Here is a 25622-nt window from a genome sequence, read left to right as displayed (position 1 = left end):
CTGCCCCACCGGGGGTGCTGCTACGCCGGCCAGTAGGTCGGGTTCTGCACGGTCATCGGGGCGGGCACCACGTACCACCGTGGGCCGTTGGGATCACCGGGGTCGGCCGGCCCCGGCAGGTACCAGTTTCCATCCTGGTCCCGGTAGTACTGCACACCGCCGACGACCACCAGTCCGTAGCCGATCGCGGCGGGTGCGTCCGCGACGATCTCGGTCGTCCACTGCCCACCCGGGTACGGCTGGTAGAACCGCACCCAGGACGGTGCCGCCGGGTCGGTGACCGCACCGGCAGGCGGGGTGAACAGATGACTCGCCGGCACGTAGACGTCCCCGATCACGGTCTGTGGCAGCCCCCGCATCTGCGGCGGTGGCCGGTTCTCAGCGAAGCTGCGGACGTAGTCGTCGGTGAGCTTGCCGGAGCCGACCGGGACCAGGCGCAGCGGCTGGCGGTAGTCGACCGTGTCGCTGACCATACCGGCGACCTGCTGTGCCCCGACCCGCACCTGGTAGGACTGGCTGACCTGGACGCCGTCGAGCCGGACGGTACCGCCGTCGAGGCGCACCACCACCGGAACGCTGCCCGCCATGGCACTGGGAACCGGCCCGGGTGCCGGCAACCCGGCGGTGGAGGCACCGTCGCTGAGCAGGGCGTACCCGATGCCGCCAGGCAAGGAGCGCAGCCCGGCGCGGACGCCGCCGGCCTGCCAGTCGTCGTCGTCGTTACGGGATGCGTCGTGCACCGGCGGTTCGGCGCCGCTGGCCGTCGGCGGGGTGTGGTCCAGCAGGTGACTGGCGGTGTCGACGTCGAGCTGACCCGTCGGCCAGTTCACCGGTGCCGTCAAGGGCGTCAGGTACGGGTAGCGCGTGGCCGGCGAACCGTCCGGCGGTGGTGCCCAGTCGTTGAGGAAGAACAGCGCCGCCGCCTGCAGCATGTCCTGCCTGCGGGAGAAGGCGGTGCCGAGGAAGTTCCACAGCGGGGCGTAGTCGGTGAGGTCGACGCCGTCGTGGACCGACCATCCGCCGTACGGCGACGGCGCTGACCCGGATCGGCGCAGCCGACCGACGCCCGACGTGGTGGTCGGCGGGGCCGCACCACTTCGCGCCAGCTGCAGCGCGGCCAACTGCATGCCGACTGCGATCTTCACCTGGGTCTGGATCACCGCCGCCAGCAGCGACCCGCGGAACAGCCGCCACTCCGGATGGTCGTAGTCGGTGAGGCTGACCTGGTTGAAGCTGAGGCCCAGTTTGCGGTCGCGGTGCGCGTCGATCGCCGCCTCGGCGTCCCCGGGATAGGGCATGGTCGGATCCCAGCCCGGTTTGCGCTCGGCGAACCCGTGCTCGATGTCGCTGCGGGGGTCGCCCGCCAGCCGGTAGAGCACCTCCTCGTGCTGGTGGTACAGGCCGGCCAACGCCGCGTACCCGAGCGCGCCGGTGTGCCGGGCGAAGAAACCGCTACCGACGTGGACGTGGCCGCCCGATTCCATGGTGATCGTGGCACCGCTGGGATCCGGGAACAACGTTCCGGTCTCCTCGTCGAGGACGGTCACCAGGTCCCGGACCCGCACCTGCGCTCCGGCGGCGCTGAGAATCTGCTCGATGGTCAGCAGGGTCCGCCAGGTCTGCGGTGACGAGGTCAGTACCGGCGAGATGATCTCGCCGTCGACGGTGTCGTCCAGCTGGAACGACCACATACCGGGCCGCCGCGGGCTGTGCGTATCCTCCGGCTCGTCAGACTCGATCAGTCCGGCCTCCTGTAGCCGCGCGCCGATCTCCGCGAGGCGATCATCGACGCTTTGGGACGCTCCCTGGTCGTCGCGGTCGTTCGCCGGCAGCACGAACTCGATCTCAACGCCCCAGCGGACCTTCGACGCCGCCGGGTCCATCGCGTCGTCGACCAGGAACGGCACGGGGAACAGCCCTTGGTCGACTCGGCTGCGGATCCACTGCGGGACGTCGGACATCGATGGTGGCACGTTCAGCTGCCAGATCGTGTCGATCGTCGAGCCGGTTGTCGGTTGCCCGGTGGGCGCGACGCCGTACCCGCTCGACGGGCCGCCGGGGTCGATGGCCTGGCCCGGATAGCCGTACGACACCGGACCCGTGCCCAGCACGAGCCCGCTGTCGTCGTCCGCCGGCCCGTCGACCGCTCGGAAGCCGTCGATGTCGACCACGCGGTTGAGGGTGTCCGAGCCGTCGACGTCGATCCCGTCGTTGAGGGTGTCCCAACCGTCGCCGCCAAGATCTTCCGGGGTGAACAGTCGCCACGGCCGGCCGCTCGCCGAATCCTCCGGAGACACCGGCACCTGCAGCGGCGCGTGCGGCGAGGTCGTCGATCCGATCCGCAGGGCGGCGACCGGCGCCAGGACATCGGCGTTCAGGGCGGTCGCGTAGGCGGACACGAACCCGCCGTCGGTGACACCCACACCACAGGTGATCAGCGCTACCGAGCCCGACCGGTTGGCCAGCGGTGCGGTCATCGTCGCCAACTGCACCGGTGTCACCGGGACCTGCCGGGTCCGGCCGTCCGCGCCGCGCACCGGGACGGTGATGCGGGCTCCGTCGGCGTGCACGGCCACCACCGGCAGTTCGCCTGGCGGCAGGACGTCCTCCGGCGAGAACTGTTCAAGGTCGGCGTCGTCGAGCAACGCGGCTCCCGTACGGTTGCCGGTCAGTCGACGACTCAGCACCTCCTGGCCGTCGAGGTACCACCTGTGGTCGGCCCCCTGGGTCAGCTCGGCCGGTCCGGGGGTGTGCGGCGCGACGTCGGTCGGTGTGGTCGGTGCCGTGCCTGCGGGTACCGACGACGGGGTCAGCGCCGCGAAGATCGGATCATTCTCGGTGGCGGTCTCGGCCGGCGTGTTGTCCGACCCAGGCTCGACGTCGGAATCGGACTCGTCGTCGAGAGGGGTGATCCGCGATTGACCGCCGGGCTCCGGGTCCACCGTGACGTCGCCGCCGGGCGACGGCGGAATGCCCGTGGGCAGACGTGCCGGCACACTCGCCGACCAGCCGAGGAATCCGCCCGGAACGTCGATGGCCAGCGTCCCGGCCGGGCCAGTGAGGTAGACCGTGACATCGTACCGATACAGGTAGTAGTCCCGGGTGTCTTCCAGGTTGCGCTCGGAGACATCCGCGATGGACGTCTCCCCGCCGGTTTCATGGCTCGCTCCCACAGTGAAGGGCGCGTCGGTGCCGAGCCGGGTGCCATCCACGACGTCGCCGCGCCCCGACGGACCGACGGTCACCGTGGTAGCGGAACTGCGGGAGTGCCCGACGCTCGGCGTGGTCTCGTTCTGCCCGTACCGGCGGCCCTTTCCCTTCATTGTCAACGGGTCGCCGGTCGACGATCGGTAGTACTCGCTCGCCTGGACGTCCACCGTCATGGTGACGTCGGTGCCCGGAATCTGATATCCACCGCCCAGCAGATCCGGTAACCGGACCTGCAGCGCGGAGTCGTCGGCATCGTTGTCGAGCGCCAACCGCACCTCGCTGTGCCACGGCAGTCCGGGGACCTTGCCGTCGACGACCGCCGATGGCGGCAGTTGCGTCGACGCGTTGACCAGACCCCCGTACTGCTGTACCACACTGGCGATCTTCGCGAAGCGGGGTTGCAGGGTCGGGTCGGCGAGCAGGTCCCGGTTGGCCTGTGGACGGACCTCCGGCCGATGGCTCCACCGTTCCCGCGGTGTGGCGGGGAAACCATCCGGCCGCCCGGTGGTCGTGGAGACCCAGCTCCCCCGTTGGTCTGCGGTCTCGGCGAGCGCCATCGGGACCAGCAGTTTCATCTCGCCGCTCAGCGGTTTGGGAGTGCTGACCTGCCAGTCCCACTCGATCACCCGGTTGTCGAACCAGACCTGCCGGGCCCACTGTCCACCACCGGTGTAGAGCGAGTTGGCGAGAAAGAAGGCTTCCCGGATCGCTGAGGAGATCAACTGCATCCAGTACGGCTTGTGGTTGGTCAGGCCGATCCATACCTCGAACTCCATCCGCTGCACGAACTGGGTCGACCCACCCTTGATCCCGATCCGGAAGATGTCCTTGCCGTCGCGGGACATGCCGATGTCCGACTCGTTCTCCCGGGAGTAGGTGACACCGCCGGACGCGCCAGCGTCGGTGGCGGACGTCGGTTTTCCGTACCCCTTGGCCTTGACTACGGTCCAGGACCATTCATCACCCTTGCTGTCGGAGCGCGACGAGCCGTCCAGCGCCTCGGCGCGCAGCAGCAGGTCGACGTCCTGCCGGTTGCCGCTCGACGTCGGCTCCCCGACAAGCCGTCCCGTGACCTTGACCTGCATCAGCCGCAGATTCCGGAACGGACCGGGAACGACGAACAGCCCCCGTACGCCGGTGCGGCGCAACGCGAACTCCTGACTCTCCAGCGCCCTAGAGGAGAACTGGCTGCGGACGGCCCGCCGCAGCTTCGTGTACCGGTTCCCGGCCGGGATCAGGCCCTGCTCGCGCATCGTCTTCTCGATGACGGTCAGAACCTCGTCGGCCTGCAGCCGTTCCGGGTGGCTCGTCGCCTGGGCCAGGTCCGGGTCCACGTACAGGGGAGCCGCCGGCGGCGGTGTCACCGTCGGCGCGGCCCCCGGCGGGGGAGCCTCCTCCGTTGCGGCCGCCGTCGAAGGCAGCAGCAGACTCAGGTCGCGGGCGGTCTCGACCGGCATCATGAAATCCAGCCCGCTCGGCACCTTCAGGTATTCCGTCCGGGTGGTGCTCGCTGGCGCGTCCGGCTTGTCCTGGGCGAAGAAGTCCTTCAGGTCGTTCCACTCGACGATCGACATCTCCAGCAGTACGTCACCCTGGTAGATCCCTTTGTCACCGCCGTACGTGGCACGGCTGATGTCGGCGCTTCCGACGCTGTCGGAAATCTCCTGGCCGGTGGACCGTTTCTTGCTGGGCCCGGCGACTTCGCCGTCGACCCGGCCGATCGCGGCCTCGTCGTCGCCGCTCGGGTGGGGAACCAGGTAGCTGCCCGTCGGGGCGACTCCGAACTTGTTGTCGGAGCCCTTCTCCGACCCTTGTTCGCGCTTACTGGCGCGCTTGAGATAGTGCTCGATCTCGACGGAGTGGGAGACCCGGCCGGTGCCGGGCGGCACCACCCGGGCCCGGACGATCAACACCCTGTGCGTGGTGAGGCCCTCGTCCAGCGAGATGATCCAGCCACTACCGTCGGTGAGTTCACCGAAGTGGGCGTTCAGGTGGTTGGGGATGCCGATCTGCCACAGTTCCCGCGGCCAGTTCAACGGATCGTCGAACCATTCCTGGGACTTCCCGGTGGTCTGCCGGTAAAGGTCCGCGGCGACGGCGACCGCCTCCGGCATGGTGACGAAGGCGGTCTCGACGGCGTTGACGCCGAACTGGTCGAACCGGACGAAGTCGACGGAGTCGATGCCCTCCCGTAGCGCCGTCCACTGCGTCCGGGCGGTGTCACCGGCGGTGACGGTGTTCGCCTGATCGACCTGTTCGAGGGTGAGTGGGGTGTCCGGCAGATGCTCGACCGGTGTGACGATGCCGACCTCCCCGCCGAAGCTCCAGCGGTGGCGGGGAGCTCCGGCCGTCGCTTCCCGGATCACCAGCTGGTACGCCGCGCGGTAGCCGTTGTCGACCACGTCACCGGTGGTCTCGGTCCGACGGTACGACTCGACCGCGACCGACCGGGTGTCGCTGCGGCCGCTGGACCAGACCTTTCTCAGGCTGAACGGCAGCCCGAACCGGCTGTTCTTGGTCAGCGGGATCACCGGCCCACCGGTGAACCCGACACCCCAGCTCAGCTCGCTGCCCGTCGTGCTGGAGTGTCCGGCCGAGATGATCGTCCGGGTGTTGACGTTCATCGGATACCGGTCGCTGTCGAGGTGCTCCTCCAGGCTGACCGTCAGCAGGATGTCGTACTTCTTGCCGTTGACCGTGACGGTGAACGGGTCGCCGACCAGGTGCCGGTTGAGGTCGGCTTCCAGCGCGGGACGGCTCAGCTCGTTGATCCTCCGGGTGGTGTCACTGTCGAGCGTTTTCACCCCGGCGAGAGACTTCAATGCCTCCTCGATCCTGGGCACCACCACCTCGGAACCGGGCAGTGACACCGGCACCCCCCAGCCGGTGCCGCGCCGGGTCGCAAGCGCCAGTGACTCGGTCGCCGTCGGCGCCGTGATCCGACGGCCGTGATGGTGCGGCATCGCCACCGGCGCCCCCGCAGCGGTGCGCCGCTGCGGGGTCCATCCAGCTCGCGGAGTCCCCTCTTCTGGTTCGAGCCCGAGCAGCCGCCTCAGACGTCTCAGCCGATCGTCCTGCACCATGCGCGACGCTGTCGGCGGCTTGCGCGCCTGGTGCTGAATCCCGTCGGACAGCGCCCCACCGGTGAGGTCCCGTTCGAACCGCCGTCGGTCCGGTTCGGCGACGCCGAGCTCGGCGGGGATGCCGCTGCGGCCGACTTGCGGAATCTTGAAGTTGTCCAGCTCGGTCGTGAGGACGGCCCGGTACTGCATGTAGTACCGGGCCTGATCGGCGCGGCGGACCAGCACCACATGGTTGGACACATCGCTGCTCAGGTCGAGGGCCATGCTCTCGCCGCTGGAGACCTCCCCTTCGACACCGAACGTTCCGGTCACCCGCTGGCCGGTGTCGCCGACCGGCGACGTGGTCGGGTGGACCAGGCTGATCGCGGTGACCGACGGGTCGAAGGCCAGCCCGCTGGAGGCGCTCGCGCCCTCGCTCAGGCTGGTCACCATGCTCATGTCGTCGCGCACCTCGACCTCGGGCGCCGAACCGATGTACTGCACCCAGAGCGGCTCGACGGTCAGCTTCAGACTGCCCGTGACCCCCTCGGCAGACAGTGCGTCGGTGCGCACTCCGCCGGACATCAGATGCGTACTGCGGTTGATCAGGCTCCGCTCGTTGAGCAGTTGCGCGGTGCCGACCGCGGCGACACCGACCCGCTGCCGTGGCGTCAGCTTGCTGGCGGCCAGTTGTCGGTGCCACTGCAGGACCAGTGGGGTCAGGCCGATGGCGTTGAGTACCGGCCGGGCCCGGGTCGGCCGCTGCTCCTCCTGCTGCGGTGGCGACTTCTCGGTGCCGCCCGGCCATCCGTTGTCCCGGCTGGTGTACTGCTGGGGGACGACGACCACGAGACCGCTGCGCGACGGCGGCAGGGTAGCGGTGGTGCCGAAGCTCAACCCGTCGGCGTACACGTCGAAGCGCAGACCGGCGTCGAACATCGTCGTCTTCTTGACGAACATCTGCCGGCCGGTGACCAGGGTCCGGTTCCGTGACTGAGGTGTCGCGTACGTTCCGTCCAGCCTGGCCGGGAAGTTGAACATCAACCGGCTGAGCCGCTTGCCGAAACCGCTGAGTGCGACCAGCATCAGGTCGATCGGCGCCGGAATCCCGCGGTTGGATTCGCGGTCCTCGGAGGTGTTCGCCGACCCGGAGCCGAAAACGACCTTGTATGGAGCAGGCCCGGTGCGGGTCCGCTGGTGCGGCCGTCCATCGGTGACGACCGGCCGGATCCAGACCAGCCGGCCGCCGGCCTCGACGGTGATCCCCTGAACGAGGACCTGGTCCCACTTCTCGAGGAATTCGCTGTACGCGTCGTCGATGAACGGGTCCGGTGAACCGTCCGCCGGTGCGGCCGGCACCGCTGGCGGGGTATACAAGTCGATCAGCGCCTCGCGGGCCGCACGCCGAATGGCGTCCCGCGCACTGGCGGTGAAGATGCCGAACGTCGAATCGGACACCAGGTCCTGCAGCAACTCATCAACAAGGTTGTCGACCCGCCCGCCCGGGGGCGGTCCCGCCTGGTATGCGTACATCTGACCGAGCGCGCCGCCGTACTTCGGGTCGGTGTACCAGGGCAGGACCGGCGGTGCGGTGGAAGTCTCGGCCCGACTCGGATCGTCCGGGAGGTCGACGGGTTCCTGGGCGGGTTCCCGGACGGATTCCTCGACGGGTTCTTCCGCTGGGCTCCTCGGTTCGGTACGTTGGTCGTCACTGTCGCTGGACTCGTCGTCTGGGCGGGGAGCGCTGGACTCGTCGTCGGCGACCGGCGACCGCGACGTCGAGCCGTCACCGACGTCCGAGAGGTCTCCTGACGTCGTCGACGGTCGGGGCCGCACCGTCCGCTCCGCGACACTGGCCTGCCCGGGGTCGAGGTCAGAACCTTCGACGTCAGAGTCTTCGACGTCATCGCTGTCGGACTCCACGTCGCTGACCGTGACACGTCGTTGCGGTGCCGCCGATACCACCGGGTCGGATTCCGTCACCACAGGCGGACGCTGGCTGCTCGGTCCCGGGTCCCCAGCGGACCCGACGGCGCCGCGCGGGGTCGGGGTCGGGGTCGGGGTCGGGGTCGGAGCGCCAGTTACGGTCGCCGGCCCGGGCCCGCTCGGTGGTGCCGGTGCGGGCAGCCCGGGCCGGGGCGGTGGCAGCGCGGGCAACTGCGGCGGCGGTACGGGCCGGGGACGGCCGGACAGGTCGTCGAGTTCCATGCCGGGCTGCCCGTCGAGCGAGGTGGTGTCGTTCGACGTCGTCGCCGGCCGGTGCGGGCCAGTCGGCGACTGGCCGGGTGCCCGTGGGGCGTGTTCGTTGGCCACCGGCCGGACCGGCCGGTCCACGCCGTGGTAGCCGCCATCGTCGCCGACCGGGCCGATGAGCCGGTCGAGCAGAGCCAGGTGGCGCTGCCGCAGCCCACCGTCGCGCCAGAGGTGCCAGTTGTCGGCCGGCGTCGTCGTACCGTCGTCAGTGGGTTTGGGCGCGGTGAAGTCACCGAGCAGGCTGCCGGGGATCGACCCGGTGCCGGACCGGTCGTCGCGCAGGCCCAGCTGGTGCATGAGCTCGTGGGTGTAGTACTCCCCCGCCGCGTCGGCCCACCACGCGTACTGGTGCATCTGCTGGTCCCGGTCGACCAGGTCGACCACCTGGTGAGCGCTCTGTGGCGAGTCGGCGCGCAGCACGGTGACGTGCAACTGGTCGCCGTTACCGAGCAGGTGGCCGGCGCTGTTGACGTGCTCGTGCAGCCCGGCCGCCAACCGTTGGTGGATCGCGTCGATACCGGCGGGCCCGACTCCGGTCGTGTCGTTGATCCACACCCGTACCTCGAGGTCGGTGAACCACTGACCCTCGTGGAACACCCGGCGGACGTCGAAGCCGGACCGGACGACGAGCTGTTGGTCGCCCTCGGGTCCGAACTGGTGCGCCGGATCACCCCAGAAGTGTTCGCGCACCCCGACGCTCGCCTCGTCACGGGCCGCCGACCAGGCAGGGTCGTCGGCGGGCGCTGGCGGCGGCACGACCCGTGGCGGGGCGGGCGGTGCCGGCGAGGACGGCGGAGGCTCCGGCGAAACGGGTACGGGCGGCACAGCCGTGTCGCGTGGTTGCCGCACCTCGGTCATCTGCTCCGGCGGTGAGGGGATTTCCGTCGGCGCCGGCCCGACGGGCGGCGGGGAGACGACCGGAGCGAGGGAGTCGACGACCGGGGCGCTGACCACCGGTGGTCGGGGCACCGGACCGGAGGTGATCGGCTCCGGACCGGAACGGTCCAGTGGGCCAGGGCGGTCCAGCGGGCCGGAGCGGTCGGTCCGCTCCGGGGTCGGGGCGTCGACCGGCCGCGCCTCGGACGGCGTACTCCCGTTCCTCTCGGTCGCCGTCTGGCCCGGGGCAGGCGGTGGCGAGGAGTTGGCCGACGGCGCGCTACCGGGACCGCCGGTGACGACCGGCGGCGGCCCGAAGCTCAGCCGGCCGAGCCAGTTGCCCAGCGGCTGGGCCAGCTTCAGCTCGGTGATGGCCTGGATCGCCGCGGCACCGGCGGCGAGGCCCGGCATCTCTGGGTCGATGTCGACCCTGCCATAGACTGCGGCACCGGATATCACCTCGCCGATCGTCTCGCCGATTGCGGTGCCGACGCCGACCGAGGTGAGGACGATCGGCAGCCGGAGGTGGCGCATCGGTGACGGGCCGGCGGCGGGCCGCCCGTCGGGTCCGACGTTGCTGCCGGGGACGGTGTCCGGGCCACTTCTTTTCCTCGGACCGTCGCCGGCACCGCCGCGCCCCACCGGCGGCGGCGACTTCTCGGTGAAGACGGCGGCGCCCCGTCCGGGGCCGCCGCCGGGCGGGTCGAGGTCGAACCCGCCCGGGCCGTCACGGCCCGACCGGAGCGGCGGAAGGAACTTGCGCAGCAGGTTGGCGGTGATGAAGTGCTGGATCGCGCCCGAGAAGTAGCCACTGATCAGCGACGACGTCAGGTGTTTGTCGTTGACGTCCTTCCGGTGGCCCTTCCTGATCTGGTAGTCCTGGACCCCGCCCGACATGCCGAGTTCGATGACTCCGTCAATCGGGCCGTAGATGAACACGCCCTGGGCGGCGGTCTTGAACCAGGGCGAATTGACGAACGACTGGAACCAGGGGGTGTCGACGACGGTCTTGAACAGCGGTGACGAGACGATCCGCATGATCAGGCGCTGCATCCCGAGCCGGATCATCATCCGGGTGATGGCGAACTTGATCGGCAGCAGGGCGGTCGACAGGCCGAAGCTGAAGTACGCCATCGCCACCGCGATCGCGATCTCGGCGAGCAGCACGATCAGCTCGGCGATGATCATGAGTTTCATGTACTCGGCTTCGGTGGCGACCTCGCCGGCGAAGGCGGCGAGTGCCCGTGCCTGCTCGGCGGCTCCATCCAGCACCGAGACGTCGCCGGAGACGAACTGCTCCATGCGCATCGCGAAGGCTTCGGCGGCCTGACCGTCGAAGGACCGGCGGACACCGACGACCAGGAATTCGACGTGGGTCTGCAGCTCACCGAGGTCGGCCGACACCTCGAGATATTGGTCCTGCACGGTACGCAGCATGTCTTCGTTGATGTCCGGCATGCGCGAACCGGTGAGGACCATGAAGAGGTTGTTGATCTCCTCGGAGGGCTGAATCGCCACAGCTCACTCCGCTGCCGGCGGTGAACTCACCACCGCCGGCCCTGGTTCCCCGCTTCCACCTCACCCTGGTCGAAGGTGTCGCTGGCGAGCTGACCACCCTCGTCGGTCATCAGCAGCACCCCACGGACCCGCTTGACGAGCACCTTCAGGTTCTCGGTCGGACCATCCACCTTGGACCGGTAGGTCTGGGCGATCTCGTCGGAGGTGTTGCCCGCGCCGGCGAGGTTGAGGTCGTGGATCTGCTCGATCGTCTCGCCGAGCCGCCCCAACACCTCCTCGGCCTGGCCGAACCGGGCGAAACGCAACCGCAGATCACTGGGCACCACAAGCTCGGACACGCGACTCCCCCCGGCGATCCCCGCGCCACCACACGTCCAACCGGCAGCGCCAGGACAACTCTGCACGGTCAACATCGCAGACCGCCGCCGCAGCCGCCATGGACATTTCCCTAGACCGGACCCGGAACGTCAGTCGAGTTTGCCGATGTCCCGGGCGGCCTGGCGAATCGGGCCGAGCAGATCCTCCAGGGGATTGTCACCGACCATGGTGTCCCGGATACCGGTGCCGCGTTCGACGAAGGAGCGCACCACCTGGTCGGTCTCGGCCGCCATCTTCGACCGGGCCTGCTGGTAGGCCCCGAGGATCGCCCTGGCCAGATCCGATCCGGCCATCGACCGGTACGCGGCCCCGTGAAAGTCGATCTCCTTCAGCTCACCCTGGGCACCGACGACCACTGTCATTGCCCGGTCAGCGGTGGTCACCGACGCGCTGCGCTCCTGCAGCGAGCGCTGCATCTGCGCCAGATCCTCCTGGTAGCGGCGGATCTCCGCCATCCCCTGCTGGATCCGGGCGTCCCAGGCGGAGGTCATCAGCCGCCCAGGATGTTGGTGCTGCGCCGGTCGGAGTCGATGTGGATGTGCTGCATGTCGCTCAGCGCCAACGCACCCTTGCCGAACGAGTTCTGCATCTGCTCGTCGGCCTGCGCCACGGCCAGCTTGAACGCGTCCCACTGCGGCCGGGAACCGTCGGCTTCGAAGGTCTGCTCGAACGGCACGAGGCCCTGCATGAGCTGCTGCATCGCGTTGCTCATCTGCCCCGTCGCCCGCATCATGTCGTCAATGGCCTGGCTCAGGCCCGGGTGGTTCAGGTGGATGTCGGCCACAGCCACTCCTTAGGACGAAACAGAATCGTACGGTACCCGCACGTCGCACGGTACGGCGTGCCCCGCCGCACCGGCCAGAGCGGCGCGGTGGCGTACCCGGATTACTAGTGACCACCCCAGCGTTGCCGACCACGCCGCCGGGCCCGCCGACGCCCATCGGTATCCTGATGCGCGAAGTCAGGTTCGGAAAGTTCAGGTCCGCGGCGTCGGGGCCACCATAGGCGTCCGGTCCACCACAACTCGACGGGACGGCGATGCCCGCGTGACGCGCCAGGTGCTGACGGTCGACCCGTCCCGCCCCGGGGGCCATCGCACGATCTCCGATGCCCTGCGCACGGCTCAGCCCGGCGCGCTGATCACGGTCGCCCCCGGCCAGTACGACGAACGGCTGACCGTGACCACGGTGGTCACCATCACCGCCACCGACGGCCGTGGTTCGGTACGGATCACCACTCGTACCGGTCCGGTGATCCGGGTACTGAGCGAGGCGGTCAAGCTGGCCGGTCTGGTCCTGCAGGGTCAGGACGCCGAGGCCGCGACCCTGGAGGTGCTGCGCGGGCAGGTGGAGGTCGACGACTGCGAAGTCGCCGGCGCCGGCTGGACGGCGGTCCTGGCCGCCAACCAGGGGGCGGTGGCGATGCGCGGCTGCCGGGTCGTCAATCCCGAAGGTGCCGGTGTCGTCGACACCTCCGGGGCCGGCAGCGTGCTGGAGGACAGCGTCGTCGAGCACGTCGGCACGTCCGCCCTGGTCATCGCCGAACGCGGCGACCCGGTGGTGCGCCGGTGCGTGCTGCGCGACGCGCGCGGCAACGGCATCTGCGTCAACGGGCAGGGCCGGGGGCTGATCGAGGACTGCGAGGTGTCGGCGACCGACAAGCCGGCGATCGCCCTGGAGCAGCAGTGCACCACCCGGATCCGACGGACCGCCGTACGGGACACCGACATCGGCATCTACGTGACCAGCAAGTCCCGGGTGACGTTGACCGACTGCCAGGTCAGCGACACCCGCAGCCACGGCGTGGTCGTCGGCGACGTGTCCGACCCGGTCGTCGAGGGGCTGCGGGTGGACCGTCCAGGTGGGTACGGCATCTGCGTGGTGGAGCAGGCCCGGGGCACCTTCAGCCGGTGCGAGGTCACCGAGGCCAGGATGGACGGCCTGTTCGTCAAGGGCGCGGCCGGACCGGTGCTGACCGATCTGACCGTACGGCAGGCCGGCGGTTGCGGTGTCACGGTGATCGAACGGGCGAACCCGCAGCTGCACCGGTTGACAGTCGAACGCGGCGCCGGGGCCGCGGTCCGGGTGGACGATTCGGCCACTCCCCTGCTGCGGGACTGCCAGCTGACCGGCACCGACGGTCCGGGTCTGCTGATCGAGGGCGGCGGGCAGGGCCGGGTCGAGGGCGGCGAGATCGCCGGCGTCGCGGCGGACGGGGTCCGGGTGACCGGTACGGCGCATCCCCGGCTGACCGCCGTCACCATCCGCGACGCGGCACAGCACGGTGTGTCGGTCGGTGGCCGGGCCCGGGTGACGATGACCGACTGCGAGACGACCGGGTCGGGCGGTCACGGGCTGCTCGCCGAGGAGCAGGCCCAGCTGGTCGTCGACCGGTCCCGTAGCCTGCGTAACCGCCGGCACGGGGTGCAGGTCGGCGGCCAGGCGCGGGCGTCGCTGACCGGCTGCACCGTCAGCGAGAACAGCGGGGACGGCGTCCGGGTCGACAGCGCCGAGCCGGTCACGCTGGCCGACTGCCAGCTGACCGGCAACCGGGGCGCGGGGCTACGGGAGGCCGTCGGCGCGGCCCGGGTCAGTGCGGACAACGTCGTGGACCGCGACAACGACTCCGGCACGGTGGCCGGCGCGGACGCCGGGGGTGACCCCGGCGACGTCGGTGACGACAGTCCGCTGCGGCAGCTGCAGGCCATGGTGGGGCTGCCAACCGTGAAACGGCAGTTGACCAGCCTCGTGGACCTCAACCGGATGGCACAGCGTCGGCGGGCCGCCGGGCTACCGGTGCCGCCGACGAGCCGCCACGTCATCTTCGCGGGCCCGCCCGGGACAGGGAAGACCACCGTCGCCCGGCTGTACGGCGGCATCCTCGCCGAGCTGGGTGTGCTGCGCAGCGGGCATCTCGTCGAAGTCGGCCGGGGCGACCTGGTGGCGCAGGTCATCGGCGGTACGGCGATCAAGACGACCGAGGTGTTCACCACCGCGCTCGGCGGCGTGCTGTTCATCGACGAGGCGTACACCCTGGCCGCCCAGGAGTCGACCGGCGGGCACGATTTCGGCCGCGAGGCCGTCGACACCCTGGTGAAGTTGATGGAGGACCACCGCGACGACGTCGTGGTGATCGCCGCCGGCTACTCCGACGACATGCGGCGGTTCACCGCGTCGAATCCCGGGTTGGCGTCACGGTTCAGCCGCACCATCGAGTTCGAGAACTACACCAGTGACGAGATGGTCACGATCGTCGGCCAGCTCGCCGCACAGCACCGCTACCGGCTCGGACCGGGCACGGCCGAGACGCTCGCGGCGCACTTCGACCGGATGCCGCGCGACCGCACCTTCGGCAACGGCCGGACCGCCCGACGGACGTTCGAGGAGATGGTGGACCGGCAGGCCGGCCGACTCGCCGCGCAACCCGAGGTGGACGGCGACGAGCTGACCACCCTGCTGCCTCCGGACGTCGGTGACCAGCCTGTCGCGACAGAGCAGACGGACCCCGCCGGCCCGGTCGAGCGGCTGCGCGGCATGATCGGTCTGCGTGGGGTGAAGGACGCCGTCGAGGACCTGGTCAACCTGCTCGCGGCGGCCCGGATGCGGCGCGCGGCCGGGCTGCCCGCGATGTCGATCGACAACCACCTGGTGTTCGCCGGGCCGCCCGGCACCGGCAAGACGACCGTGGCCCGGCTCTACGGTGAGCTGCTGACCTCGCTCGGCCTGCTGCGGACCGGGCAACTGGTCGAGGTGGCGCGGGCCGACATCGTCGGTCGCTACATCGGCCAGACGGCACAGCTGACCCAGGAGGCGTTCGACCGGGCCCGCGGCGGGGTGCTGTTCATCGACGAGGCGTACACCCTGACCTCCGCCGGTGGCGCGGTCGCCGACTTCGGTCAGGAGGCGGTGGACACCCTGCTGAAGCTGATGGAGGACCACCGCGACGACGTCGTGGTGATCGCCGCCGGCTATTCGTCGCAGATGCGCCAGTTCCTGTCGTCGAACCCGGGGCTGGCGTCACGGTTCAGCCGGACCATCACCTTCGACAGCTACTCCGACGACGAGCTGGTGACGATCGTGGCGCAGGCGGCCGCCACGGACGGCTACGAGTGCGCCCCGCCGACGCTCGACGCGCTGCGGGCCCACTTCGCGGCGGTGCCGCGTACCGAGACCTTCGGCAACGCCCGGTACGCCAGGACCGTGCTGCAGGCCATGGTGACCCGCCAGGCCGGACGGCTGCTGGCCCGGCCCGGGGCCAGCGTCGACGAGATGCGGCTGTTGCTCCCCGGCGACCTGCCCGACCGCGTCGGCGTCGGCTGACCGGTCAGGCATGGCCGACCGGTCTCGAACGGCCGATCCGAGCGACCGATCAGGACAGCGGGTCGGCCGGCGGGTCCGGCTCGACCAGGGCGGTCTGCACCTCGGTCAACCGACGACGGGTGATGTGCTGCGCCCGGCCGGTCGGCAGCACCCGCGGTCGTACGTTGTTGAACAGCACACCCTCCGCCGGCGGGCAGGACAGCAGCAGAGCGGGGCTGTTGACCTCCATCAGGGTCCGCAGCAGCGGATCCATCATGGCCCGGGACAGTCCGTTGGCGCTACGTGCCACCACCAGGTGCAGACCCAGTTCGGTGCCCTGGGCGAGGAACTCCAGCAGCGGGCCGAACGGGTTGACCCCGGACGAACTCGACACCATGTCGTAGTCGTCGATCACCAGGTACAGCTCCGGGCCCTGCCACCAGTCCCGGCGCCGCAGCTGCGCCGGGGTGATGCTGGAGTCGGGTAGCCGTTGACGCATCGCGCGGGCGACCGACTCGACCATCTGTTTGATTCCGGAGGCCGAAACCCCGTAGCCGAGCTGGTGTTCGGTGGGGATGGCGTCGTAGAGGCCACGGCGGACGTCCACCGCCATCACCCGGGCCTCGTCCGGGGTGTAGCGGGCGACGACGGCGGCGACCACCAGCTTGAGCAGGTTGGTCTTGCCGGTCTCGGCGTCTCCTGCGACGACCAGGTGTGGGTTCTCCTCGAAGTCGTGCCACTGCACGCCCAGGGTCTGCCCTTCCCAGCCGAGTGGCACCCGTAGCGACCCGTCCGCCGCCGGGAGCTGGTCGGCTCCGAGCACCGCCGGCAGCATCCGTACCGCCGGTGCCCGCTGCCCCGGCCAGGCGGCACGGACAGCGTCGACGGTGGCGGCCACCCCGTCGCCGGGGTCCCCGGCGTCACCCACCAGATGCGACAGCCGGGGCAGCGCGGTCAGGAAGTGCAGCTTGGTCTCGGTGATGCCCCGGCCGGGGATCTTCGGCACGGTCTGCGCGACCCGCATGTTGACCATCGAGTCGACGGCGTCGCCGAGGCGCAGCTCGAGCCGGGTGCCGAGCAGATCCCGCAGGTTCGTGGAGATCTCGCCCCAGCGGGCGGCCGCCACCACCAGGTGCACCCCGTAGCTGAGTCCACGCGACACGATACTGGTGAACGCCGGGGTCAGGTCGATCAGGTCGTGACGGACCGTCGCCCACCCGTCCACCACGAGGAACACGTCGCCGTGGGTCTCCTCGGGGAACTCACCGGCGGCCCGCCGACGCCGGAAATCCACCATGGAGTCCACTCCGGCGGTGGCGAACAGCCGTTCCCGACGGCTCATCACCTCCAGCACCTCCGCGATGGTGCGGCTGATCCGTTCGCTGTCCAGGCGGCCCGCGACCCCGCCGACGTGCGGCAGGCGGGCGATGCCCGACAGCAGGCCGCCGCCGAAGTCCAGGCAGTAGATCTGCACCTCGGCCGGGGTGTGCGACAGTGCCAGGCTCATGATCAGCGTACGGAGCAAGGTGCTCTTTCCGCTCTGCGGGCCGCCGGCGACGCCGACGTGCCCGCCGGCTCCGGCGAGGTCGACGGTGAGCAGGTCCCGCCGTTGGTCGAAGGGCCGGTCCACGACGCCGACCGGGACGGACAGCTGCGCCGGGTCGGCCCGGTGCCGCCAGGTCAGTCCGCGCTGCGGGTGGGCGCTGACCGGCGGCAGCAGCTCGTCGAGGGCCGGCGCGTCGCCCAGTGGCGGCAGCCACACCTGGTGGGCGGGCGGGCCGCTGTCGCGCAGCCGGTCCAGCGCGATCTCCAGCAGCGACGGTGCGTCGGCGTCGGTGGAATCGGGCGTACCCTCGCCGGATGCCGGTTCGACCGACGGCGGCTGATCGTCGTCCGGCCGGTCGACCCAGTCACTGCGGTACGGCACCACCCGGGTCGCCACACCGGCCTCCGGACCGGACCGGCGGGTCGGCCGGTAGCGCCCCGACACGTACGCCGCCTTGAACCGCACCATCGTCGTCACGTCGGTCTTGAGGAACCCGTTGCCCGGCTGCGACGGCAGCTCGTAGGCGTCCGGCACGCCGAGGACGCCGCGGCTTTCCATCGCCGAGAAGGTGCGCAGGCCGATCCGGTACGACAGGTGGGACTCGAGCTGGTGCACCCGGCCCTCGTCGAGCCGCTGCGACGCCAGCAGCAGGTGTACACCGAGGCTGCGCCCGAGGCGGCCGATCATGACGAACAGGTCGATGAAGTCCCGGTGCGCGGCGAGTAGTTCGCTGAACTCGTCGACCACGACGAACAGGCTGGGCAGCGGTGCGAGGGTGGGGTCGGTGCGGGTGCGGCGGGCGGCGTAGTCGGCAGCCGAGGTGACCCCGACCCGGCGCAGCACTTCCTGGCGACGGACGATCTCGCCGTTGAGGGCGTCCTCCATCCGGCCGACCAGTGCCTCCTCGTCGGCGAGGTTGGTGATCACCGCTGAGGTGTGCGGCAGCTGGTCCAGCCCGAGGAAGGTCGCACCGCCCTTGAAGTCGACCAGGATGAAGTTGAGCGACTCCGACGAATGAGTCAACGCCAGTCCGAGCACCAGGGTCCGCAGCAGCTCCGACTTGCCGGATCCGGTGGCGCCGATGAGCAGCCCGTGCGGGCCCATGCCGCCACGCGCGGACTCCTTGATGTCCAGTTCGACGCTGCGACCGTCCGCGGACACCCCGATCGGCACACGCAGGCGACGGTCGGCCGGCCAGCGCTGCCACAGCTGCGCCGGGTCGTGCCGGTTCAGGTCGGCGATGCCCAGCATGGTGGTCAGTTCGACGTCGGCGGTCAGCGCCTCCCCGCCGTCGGGTCCACCGCTGAGCCGAAGCGGGGCGAGGGCGGTGGCGAGCGCGGTCGCGGTCGCCGGCCCGAGCCCGACCGGGCGGCCCAGGACCGTCACCCGTTCGGACTGGTCGGCGGCGGCGGTGACGGACTCGACCTGCTGCGCTGAGATCCGCAGCCACAGCGTCTGCGCGCCGGTCCGCCACGGCAACGCCCCGGCCAGGTCGAGCACGGTGACGTTGCGGTACCCGTCATGGCGGATCCGGTGGTTCTCCGGCACCTCGACCCCGTCGAGCAGCACGATGACGTACGGCTCGTCGACGCTGGCCGTCGCCTCGGTGGTGAACCCGGCCCGGGCGGCGAACTCCTCACCGAGCAGGCGTTCCAGGTCGGCCACCCGGTCGGTGAACAGCCGGACCGGGCCCGCTCCGTCGTCGTCGTCGGGGTGCAGCGCGTGCGGCAGCCACTTGACCCACTCCCACCGCTGCCGCACCCCACCGTCGGCGACGACGACGATCCGGACCTCTTCCGGCCCGTGAAACACCGCCGTCTCGGCGAGCAGCGCCCGGACCAGTGCCACGGCGGTGGGTCGGTCACCGTGCAGCAGCACCCGGGCGTAGCGGCCGAGGGTCACGGTGATCGGCTGGTCCGGCACGGTGCGGTACGCCTCGACGAACCGCCGCAGCGCGTGGGCGGACAACGGTTCGAGGTTCTCCACCGGTTTGGTGTTCAGCGGATGGAACCGCAGCCCGAGTGGCTGCACGCCGGTGGCGAGGCGGACCTCGGTGAAGTCGTCGTGGCTGGGTCGCCGTTCCCACATGCGGGAGGTGCCGACGAAGTTCGGCAACGCCTGCGGATCGGGGTGGCGCCACTGCTGGGCGCGGTGGTGGCTGATCACGGCGGCACGGACCTGCCGGCGGATCCGGCTCAGGTAGCTGAGGTAGTCACGCCGTTCGCCGTGCAGCTGTCGTTTGCGGTCGCGCGCGGTCCGGAGCACCTGACTGAGCACCATGGCCAGGGCGGCGATGAGGATCAGGGCCACCGCGAAGATGGTCAGACCGGCACCGCCGCCACCGACCGGCCGCAGGAAGATGATCACCATGCCCAGCGAGGCGAGCGCCATCGGCAGGTAACTCAGCATCTGCGACAGACCACTGACCGGTTCGGGCAGCTCCGGTGGTTCCTGGAGCGTCATGTCGCCTTCGACGGCTTCCGGCCCCGGCGGCCGCGGCGGCCGTCGGATCAGCAGCGTGCTCACCGCGCCATCCTGCGACGCCACCCGGCGACAGGCCAGAAGGCGGGGATTGTCTGGGGATTCACCCAGTCTCCGATAGACGGATTGGACAACCCGCCGGCCGTCGGACTATTCCAGTGTGATACCGGCACGGTTCATGGAAAGGCCTACCTCTGGTGGCAGACGTCGACACCTTGTGCCGGCTGGTCGTCGTGGTCCCCTCGGGGCGGGTCGAGTTGGCGTTGCCCACCGACGTGGTGATCGCCGAACTCCTGCCGACCGTGGTACGCCTCGGCGGTGAGGACCTCGCCGAGGCCGGCATCCCACACGGCGGCTGGGTGCTGCAGCGCCTCGACGGCAGCCGGCTCGACGGCGAACAGACCCTGCGGGCCGCGGGCCTGGTCGACGGCGAGCAGTTGCACCTGCGGCCGTACTACGCCGAGATTCCGGCGGTGCACTTCGACGACATGGTCGACGGCGTGGTCACCGCGATGGCCGACCGGTCCGACACCTGGCGACCGGCCTGGACCAGGGCACTCCTGCTGACCTGGGTCGCCGCCGCGCTCACCCTGCTGCTGGCCCTGCTGACCGGGGCGGACCGGCCCGGGAGGTTCGCCGCGCTGGCCCTCGGCGTGGTGCTGCTCGGCGCGGCCGCCGCAGTGGCCCGGGCCCGGGTGCATCCGGCGGCGGCCGGGGTGCTCGCCACCGGTGGTACGGCGTACGTGGCCTTCGGAGTCACCGCCTTCGCGCCCGATGGTGCGGCCGCGCTGCTGCTGGCCGGGCTGGCCGTGGTGGCGGCGGCGCTGGTGGCGGTACCGGCGGTCGGTACCCGGACCGCGCCGGTGTTCACCGCCGCCTGCCTGATCGGTGTCCAGGCGGCACTGGCCGGGGTCGTTCTCCTGGTCGGTGCCACCGCTGCGGGTGCGGCGGCGATCGTCGCGGTCACCGCGGTGGTAGTCAACTCGCTGCTGCCGGCCACCGCCTTCCGGCTCTCCGGGCTACGGATGCCGATGCTGCCGGCCGACGCCGGCCAGTTGGCCGAGGAGGTCGAGCCGCTGCCGGACACCGGTGTCCGGCAACGTACGGTCCGCGCCGACGTGTTCCTCAACTGGCTCTACCTGGCCAGCGGCGCGATAGAGGCCGCCTGTCTGTTCGTACTGGCCGGTCAGGACGGCTGGTGGACGTTCGCCCTCACCTCGGTGCTCACCCTGCGGCTGCTGCTGCACGCTCTGGTGCTGCGGGCCCGCTGGCAGCGGCTTGCGGCAGCGGTACCGGGCAGCGCGGGAGTGGTGCTGATCCTGCTGGATCTGGTGGCGAAGACCGGGCCGGTCGGGTTCCTGGTGATCGCCGGCGCCCTGATCGCCGCCTCGGCCGGCCTCGTCGTGGCCAGCCACTACGTGCCCGGCCGACGCTTCGTGCCGTACTGGGGACGGGCCGCAGACCTGGCGCACACGGTGGCGGCGGCGGTGACGGTGCCCCTGCTGCTCCAGGTGCTCGGCCTGTACGGCCTGATCCGCAGCGTGATGGGCTGACCGGTGCAGTCCCGCCGCGACCAGGTCCAGGCCCACATGTTCATGATGAGCCGGTTGTCGGCGGCGTTGCTGCGCTCGGCACCGGACCACCCGGACCAGCCCACCGGGCGGTCGCTGCGGGGAATCGCCGGCGGACTGGCCATCGCGTTCATCGTGGCGGTGCTGGTCACCATCGTCACCGTCCTGTTCCCACCGGCCCGCGAGGTCAACTGGCGAGTCAGCGGAGCGGTCGTGGTCGACCTCGACACCGGGGCCCGCTACCTGTACGCCAATGGCGTCCTGCATCCGGTGGCGAACCTGACCAGCCTGCAACTGCTGCTCGGCAACCAGCCGTCGGTGGTCACGGTGCGCGGTGCCGCGTTGGCGGGCACGCCACGCGGCACGCCGCTGGGGTTGGTCGGCGTACCGGAACGGTTGCCCGACGCCGCCCGGCTCAGCGTGGACCCCTGGCTGGCCTGCTCGGGTCGCGCCGGCGACGACGCCGCGCCACGGTTCACCCTGGAGGTCGCCGCCACGCGCGCGGCCGAGCCACTCGGCGGCGACGCGGCGCTGGTGGGCGCCCCGGACGGCAGCCTGCACCTGCTGGTCGGCGAGACCCGGCACCTGATCGACACCGACGGCGGGGCCCGGGAGGCGCTGGGGTACGGTGCCGCACCGGTCCGCCCGGTGCCCGCCGAGTTCCTGCGGCTGCTGCCGGCCGGACCGGACCTGGCTGCGCCGGAGGTGCCCGGGCGGGGCTCCGCCGGCCCGACGCTGGCCGGTCGCCCCAGCCGGATCGGTCAGCTGTTCAGTGGGCCGGGCGGATCGGCGTACCTGCTCACCCCCGATGGTCTGGCCCAGTTGACCCCGACGGTGCTGGCGCTGCTGATCGGCGACGCCCGTACTCAACAGCAGGCGTACGACGGGGCCACACCGCAACTGGTGCCGCTCGGTGCGAGTGACATCGCCGAACATCGCTCCGGCGCGCCGCTGGGCACCCGGATCGACGCGTTGCCACCGGCACCGCCGGCACTGGTCGACCTGGCCGGCGTGGATCTGTGCGCCAGTGTGTCGGCCGACCAGCAGCAGCCGACCTTGACGCTGGTCACCGCACAGCCGCTGGCACCCGCTCCGGCCGGCGCCGCGACCGGCGGCACGGTGCCGGTCGGGGTGGTGCCGGGGTGCGGCCAGGTGGACCAGGTGGCGATCCAGGGCGACAGCGGCGTGCTGCTGCAGACCACCCCGACGGCGGCCTGGTACCTGGTGGCCGACAACGGCGTACGGTATCCGCTCGGTGCCGACGGCCCGGCCGCCGAACTCGGCTACCGGGGCGCATCGGTGGGACGGCTGCCGGCGGCCCTGGTCGACCTGCTGCCCACCGGTCCGATGCTGGATCCCCGGGCGTACCGGGACGGCGCGGCGCCAACGGATCCGACCCGGCCGGACTGCGGCTGAGGTACCGCCGCAGGCGGACCTGCGGTACGTCGGTTGGTCGGCGACGGTCAGCGGGCGGTGTCGCCACTGGCGGCCGAGTCGGCGCCCCAGGTGTTCTCCTCGCCCCGAATGGTGTCCTCCATGGTCGGCACCCGCAGCGCGGCGAGCCCGGACTCCCGGGCGTCGCCGACCGGCAGGTCCTCGGCGGCGTCCTTCGCCGGCCGGTGGGTCGTCCCGGGCTGCCGTGGGTTGCCGGCCAGCACGTCGAGGATGTCGTCCGCGGTCGCGGGCGACTCCGGCGTCGGCTCGGCCGTCTCCCACGGCCAGCCGCGCGGCTCGTCGCTCTTGCGCCGGTTCGCCTTGCTGCGTGCCTGGTCGATCTCCTCCCGCAGCGGGTACGGCGTCCGGTTACGGGGCTGGTCCTGGCCGCCGCCGCCACCTCCGCCACCGCCGGGCGGTGGCATGTAGGGCGGATAGCTGCTCTCCCCCGCCGCACCGGCGGTGCCCGCCATGGGGCCGAGCCCGGCGCCGGGTGCCGTTGCGGCCTGCGCCGGTGTCTGCCCGGCCGGTGCCTGACCTGGCGTGTTGCCGACCCCGCCGACCAGCGAGCCGGGGCCGGACACGCCCGCACCGGGTGCGCCCGGGCCACCGCGGACCAGGTCAGCGGCGGGCGGCACCACGACACTGGGACCGGGTCGGGGGGTGTCGAGTCCGAAGTCGTCCCGGCCGCCGACCAGATCGGGGCGGGGCGTCGGGCTCGGCACGACGACCTGCGGCGGGACGATCGTGCCGGGTGGCGGGACGCGGCTGTCCGGGTCGAGCCAGTCCACCGGGGTACGGGTACCGCCGTCGGTGACCAGGTCGTAGCCGCCCTTGCCGTCCGGCACCAGTTCCAGACCCTCGATGGTGCGTCGGGTACCGTCCGGCTCGACCAGGTCGACGCCGCCGTCACCGTTGGGCAGCAGGCGCACCCCGTCGGTGTCGCCAGGGGCGAGGTCGAACCCACCGACCGGGGTACGGGTGCCGCCGTCGGTGACCAGGTCGTAGCCGCCCTTGCCGTCCGGCACCAGCTCCAGGCCGCCGATCGAGCGCTGAGTGCCGTCCGGCCCGACCAGGTTGAGGCCGCCGTCATCGCCTGGCACCAGCCACATCGGGTTGGGGTCGCGGGCGAGGTCCCAGGCGGTCTGCAGGTCCGGTACCGGGGTGTCGAACCCACCGGCGGGCGGTTCGAGTCGGCCGACCTGGGGGGCGGGGATGCGGGGCACGTCGGTGACGATCGACGAACCGGGCGGCACCAGCACCGCTGCGCCGTCGCCGTCGCGTACCGGTCGGCCGTCCGGGCCGGTCACGGTGCCGTCGGGGCCGATCCGGGAGCCGGGCGGCAGGACCACCGGGGCGCCGTCGGCGTCGAGCACCGGGCGGCCGTCCGGGCCGAGTACGGTTCCTTCCGGGTATTGCAGTCGCGCTGCCCCGTCACCGCCGGCTCCGGGCTGCGGGGACGGCAACAGGACCGGTCCCGGACTGACGATGCCGAACTGGTTCGGCACGCCCTCCCCGCGCAGGAGCTTCTCGTAGTCGTCCTTCTGGGCGGTCAGGTCGCCCTGCAGCCCGTCGATGACCCGCTCGTAGTCGTCCTTCAGGTTGGCGATGTTGGCGCGCTGATCGTCGTTCAGGTTCTTGATGATGTCGTCGTACGATTCCTTCTGGGCACCCACGTCGTCCTGCAGGTCGCCGATGATCCGCTCGTAGTCCTCCTTCATCTTGTTCATCGCTTCGCGGTTGTCGCCATTGTTGTTCTTCAGGATCTCTTCGAACTCGTCCTTCTGGTTGCGCAGGTCGCCCTCGAGGTCCGCGATGATCTTGTCGTACTTGTCGACCAGCTTGTCGATGGTCTTTTCGTAGTCGTCCTGGAGCTTCTCGATCTCCTTCTTGCCGTTTCCGCCGCCGGAGTCACTGGCGGTCGGCGGCACGAGCCGGGGCGCGGTGTCGAACTTCGCGTTGGCGAAGACTTCGGCGGACTTGCCGTACTGGGTACGGATCGCGCCGATGACCTCCTTCCCCACCGGATCGAGGATCTCCTTGACCTTGGCGAGCCAGCTGGCCTTTGCGGCCTTGTCGACGGCGTCCCGCATCACCTGGCTGCGGGGGTCGTAGCTTTCGTTGAGGAAGACCGGCTTGTTGTCCTCCAGCCGCACCGCGTTCTCGACACCCTTGTAGTGGTCGTGGAGGGCGTCGAAGACGTGGTAACGAGGGACCCAGGTCCCGGGATCGGTATAGAAGGCAACGTGCCCGCGGTACAGATCGTTGAGTGCCTTCTCCATGGCCAGCACCCCGTCACCAATGGCTCTCGGGACGCTGGTCGCGCCGCTCGGGTACACCTCCCGTTGCACTTCGCGTAGCCGTTTTTCGAATTCGCGCAGCAACGCCGCGAACTGTCCGGCCGCCGAGCCCTCCCACGCGCTGGCATCGGTCTTCAGCTCGTTGGCGTAGCGCTTGAACTCGTTCGCCCAGTGCTCGGCCCACTTGCCGACCCCGATCAGGACCGACTCGTTGGTCCAGAACGTCCGACGGGACGCCACGTCGTTGGCGGCCGGGTTGTAGCTGATCAGCGGGTTGAGGCTGAGCTGCAGGCTCTCGAACCGTCGGATCGGGCTGTCCTTGGGCATGGACTCGAATTTGTCGTCGAGCTTGAGCCCGACGACCACCCATTTTTGGACCTCCACCTCGTCCTGTTGCCAGGCCGTCACGGGCGCGTACGGGGTCGCGATCGCGTAGGGGCGACCGAGGCCGGTGCCCTGGACGCCGAAGACGGCGAAGGCGTTGAAGTCCTTGTAACGCAGGTTGGGCGCGGCGGTCGGTGGAGGGTAGGAGAGCACGATGGCGTCGCCCTCGGTGACCCATTTCGGTGCGTCCGGACCAGCGACGTGCTGGCGGTAGGCGACGTCAGCGTCGGAGGGCAGGAACAGCGCGTTGGCCAGCTCCCAGTCCTGACCGCTGGCCGGTACGGTGTCGACCACTCGCGTCGCCTTCGGAT

General features: G+C 70.8%; 9 protein-coding genes. 3 read left to right on the top strand and 6 right to left on the bottom strand.

The features are described from left to right. Positions 1 to 20 precede the first annotated feature (20 nt). From O7623_RS03665 to O7623_RS03650, 4 genes are all read right to left on the bottom strand, one after another. Positions 21 to 10919, bottom strand: coding sequence for a hypothetical protein (locus tag O7623_RS03665; RefSeq protein WP_282227168.1), 10899 nt, complete (start codon positions 10917 to 10919; stop codon positions 21 to 23). A 26-nt stretch (positions 10920 to 10945) separates the two neighbouring features. After that, on the bottom strand, positions 10946 to 11257 hold the full coding sequence (locus O7623_RS03660) for a hypothetical protein (RefSeq protein WP_282227167.1): 312 nt from the start codon (positions 11255 to 11257) through the stop codon (positions 10946 to 10948). Between the two features lie 129 nt (positions 11258 to 11386). Continuing rightward, positions 11387 to 11788 carry a YbaB/EbfC family nucleoid-associated protein gene (locus O7623_RS03655; RefSeq protein ID WP_282227166.1) on the bottom strand — a complete coding sequence of 134 codons (402 nt, stop codon included), beginning with the start codon at positions 11786 to 11788 and terminating at the stop codon, positions 11387 to 11389. Continuing rightward, positions 11788 to 12081 (bottom strand): hypothetical protein, encoded by a 294-nt coding sequence (locus O7623_RS03650; protein ID WP_282227165.1) that lies wholly within the window; start codon positions 12079 to 12081, stop codon positions 11788 to 11790. The genes O7623_RS03655 and O7623_RS03650 overlap by 1 nt, the downstream gene beginning before the upstream one ends. A gap of 262 nt (positions 12082 to 12343) precedes the next feature. Here O7623_RS03650 and O7623_RS03645 point away from each other — a divergent pair, with 262 nt between their 5' ends. Continuing rightward, entirely contained in the window at positions 12344 to 15616 is a 3273-nt protein-coding gene (locus O7623_RS03645; protein ID WP_282227164.1) for a right-handed parallel beta-helix repeat-containing protein, read from the top strand. Between the two features lie 49 nt (positions 15617 to 15665). On the opposite strand, the gene eccCa is transcribed toward O7623_RS03645, so the two are convergent. Next, positions 15666 to 19667, bottom strand: coding sequence for a type VII secretion protein EccCa (eccCa, locus tag O7623_RS03640; protein ID WP_282227163.1), 4002 nt, complete (start codon positions 19665 to 19667; stop codon positions 15666 to 15668). Positions 19668 to 19819: 152 nt separating this feature from the next. On the opposite strand from eccCa, the gene eccD reads away from it, so the two are divergent. Together eccD and eccB are read left to right on the top strand one after the other, a co-directional pair. Next, on the top strand, positions 19820 to 21175 hold the full coding sequence (gene eccD, locus O7623_RS03635; protein ID WP_282227162.1) for a type VII secretion integral membrane protein EccD: 1356 nt from the start codon (positions 19820 to 19822) through the stop codon (positions 21173 to 21175). Between the two features lie 3 nt (positions 21176 to 21178). Beyond that, positions 21179 to 22609: a type VII secretion protein EccB gene (gene eccB / locus O7623_RS03630; RefSeq protein ID WP_282227161.1), complete on the top strand. Its 1431-nt coding sequence runs from the start codon at positions 21179 to 21181 to the stop codon at positions 22607 to 22609. A 47-nt stretch (positions 22610 to 22656) separates the two neighbouring features. On the opposite strand, the gene O7623_RS03625 is transcribed toward eccB, so the two are convergent. Next, positions 22657 to 25605 (bottom strand): hypothetical protein, encoded by a 2949-nt coding sequence (locus O7623_RS03625; protein WP_282227160.1) that lies wholly within the window; start codon positions 25603 to 25605, stop codon positions 22657 to 22659. Positions 25606 to 25622 lie beyond the last annotated feature (17 nt).

Origin of the sequence: Solwaraspora sp. WMMD791 (assembly GCF_029581195.1) — a bacterium.
GTDB lineage: Bacteria > Actinomycetota > Actinomycetes > Mycobacteriales > Micromonosporaceae > Micromonospora_E.
This window is presented reverse-complemented; position numbering and strand designations above follow the sequence as displayed.